This window comes from Terrisporobacter muris (assembly GCF_024621905.1).
Taxonomy (GTDB): domain Bacteria; phylum Bacillota; class Clostridia; order Peptostreptococcales; family Peptostreptococcaceae; genus Terrisporobacter; species Terrisporobacter muris.
In genome coordinates, this window is record NZ_JANKBY010000445.1 from 1 (window position 1) to 2,364 (window position 2,364).

The window sequence follows — 2,364 nt, forward strand, 5'->3', positions numbered from 1 at the left end:
ATAAATTTAATATTATTTTTTCTATCACTATTTTCACTAATCTATTTCACCTATAATCCAAGGAAAAATTACGCATTTATTTTTAAAACTACTACTAGTATTTTATTCATTTTTACAGCAGTAATATCTTATATTAAATCACCAGGAGATTATTATTACTTTATATTATTAATAATTGGTTTATTTTTTTCTTTATTTGGAGATATGTTCCTTGCACTTAAAGTAAATCATCATGACGGCTCCTTGAACAAATTTTTTCTGTATGGACTTGTTAGTTTTTCAATAACTCATGTAATGTATATTTTAGCTTTTACTCATTTAGGGTCTTTTAATATACTTGATTTACTAGTTGCTTTAACTTTGGCATTTATAGCTATGACTATATTGAAATCAAATAAAAATATAGACTTTAAAAATATGCTTTTACCTGCCAGTATTTATTCATTTATCATCTGTTTGATGACTTTTGAGTCTATAAAACTGGTATTTTTGTTAAGGTTTGATATAGGAACATATTTACTTTTAATTGGTGCTTTATTGTTTATATTATCTGATCTAGTCTTATGTTTTATATTATTTAATAAATATGCTAAAAAATATTTGTCTGCAATAAATTTAATTACTTATTACACGGGTCAGTTTATTATAGCTTCTACTTTATTATTTTTTAATGATTTTTAGCATAATAAAGGGGGTATATCTTGGTTGATATACTCCCTCATTATTTTATATATAATTTTAAACTATTATTAGTCCATCAAATTATATTCATCATATAAAGGATATTTTTCTGTAAGTCCAACAACTAAATCTCTAGCCTTATCTTCCAAATCATAAGTCAAGCACAAGTCAATTGCCTCAGCAATAACTGTCATGTCTTCCTCGTTCATTCCTCTTGTAGTAACTGCTGCAGTACCCACTCTTATTCCACTAGTTATATGAGCTCCATTTGGATCAAAAGGAATTGCATTTTTATTTGTAGTAATATAGGCTTCATCTAATCTTTTTTCAGCCTCTTTACCTGTTATTTTTTTATTAGTTAAATCTAGCAAAATTAAATGATTATCTGTTCCGCCAGTTAATAATTTAAAATCTCTTTTCATAAGCTCTTCAGCTAACTTCTTACAGTTTTTCACCACTTGAGTCTGATATTCTTTAAATTCCTCGCTTAAAGCTTCTTTAAAGCAAACAGCCTTAGATGCAATTATGTGTTCTAGTGGACCACCTTGAGTTCCTGGGAATATGGCTTTATCTATGGCTTTTGCATATTTTTCTTTGCAAAGAATTATTCCTCCACGAGGTCCTCTTAAAGTTTTATGAGTTGTACTCGTTACAAAATCTGCTACTTCACATGGATTTTCATGAAGTCCCGCTGCAACTAGACCTGCAATATGAGCCATATCAACCATTAACAATGCTCCCACTTCATCAGCTATTTCTCTAAATTTCTTAAAATCAATTGCTCTAGGATAAGCACTTGCCCCTGCTACTATTAGCTTAGGCTTAACTTCATGAGCTATTTTTCTTACATTATCATAATCAATAAATCCATCTTTGGTTACACCATATTCATGAAATTCAAAATATTGCCCAGATATATTGGCTGGAGAACCATGAGTTAAGTGCCCACCTTGAGATAAATTCATTCCCATTACTTTGTCTCCTGGTTTTAATATAGCAAAGTAAACTGCTATATTTGCATTTGCCCCAGAGTGAGGTTGTACATTGGCATGTTCTGCTCCAAAAATTTTCTTCAACCTTTCTATGGCTAAAGTCTCCACTTCATCAATATGTACACATCCACCATAATATCTGTTTCCGGAGTATCCTTCTGCATATTTATTAGTCAAGTGACTCCCCATAGTTTCCATTACTGCCATTGATACTATATTTTCTGATGCTATTAACTCTATATTTCTTTGTTGTCTAAGTAGCTCTCTTTTCATACTGTTATAAACTTCCATGTCAGCTTGTTTTAAATTTTCAAACATTCTCCTCATCCTTTCATTTATAACCTACTGTTGACAAATTATAGTTTTGTAAGTTCCCCTACTATAAATATAGCATTTTTTTCACATAATATAATCAATAAATTAAATGTATTATGAATGTATTTCTATTATTCTAATTTTCTATTTTCCAAACTATACCAATACTTTCATCATACTTAGTATCCTCTGGCATAATATTAAAATCTTGACTACTATCACAAATTTGCATTTCTTCTAAATAGTCATATCTTCTTCTTTGTACACTACAACCTTCAAAATTATATTTAACATATTTAGAATTTTATTTATTAAATTACTATCATTATCTATTTTTATTTCTATCTTATGTTCACCTCTATACTCCACAAATAAA

Annotated in this window: 2 protein-coding genes; one reads left to right on the forward strand and one right to left on the reverse strand. The window is 28.9% G+C overall.

The window, feature by feature from the left end:
- Window positions 1-681 (forward strand): lysoplasmalogenase (locus NSA58_RS19000; RefSeq protein WP_257560852.1); only part of this gene is annotated, 681 nt, incomplete at its 5' end.
- A gap of 68 nt (window positions 682-749) precedes the next feature.
- On the opposite strand, the gene NSA58_RS19005 is transcribed toward NSA58_RS19000, so the two are convergent.
- A complete protein-coding gene (locus NSA58_RS19005) occupies window positions 750-1,991 on the reverse strand; it encodes a serine hydroxymethyltransferase (RefSeq protein ID WP_039678064.1) in 1,242 nt (413 codons plus the stop codon).
- Between the last annotated feature and the right edge of the window lie 373 nt (window positions 1,992-2,364).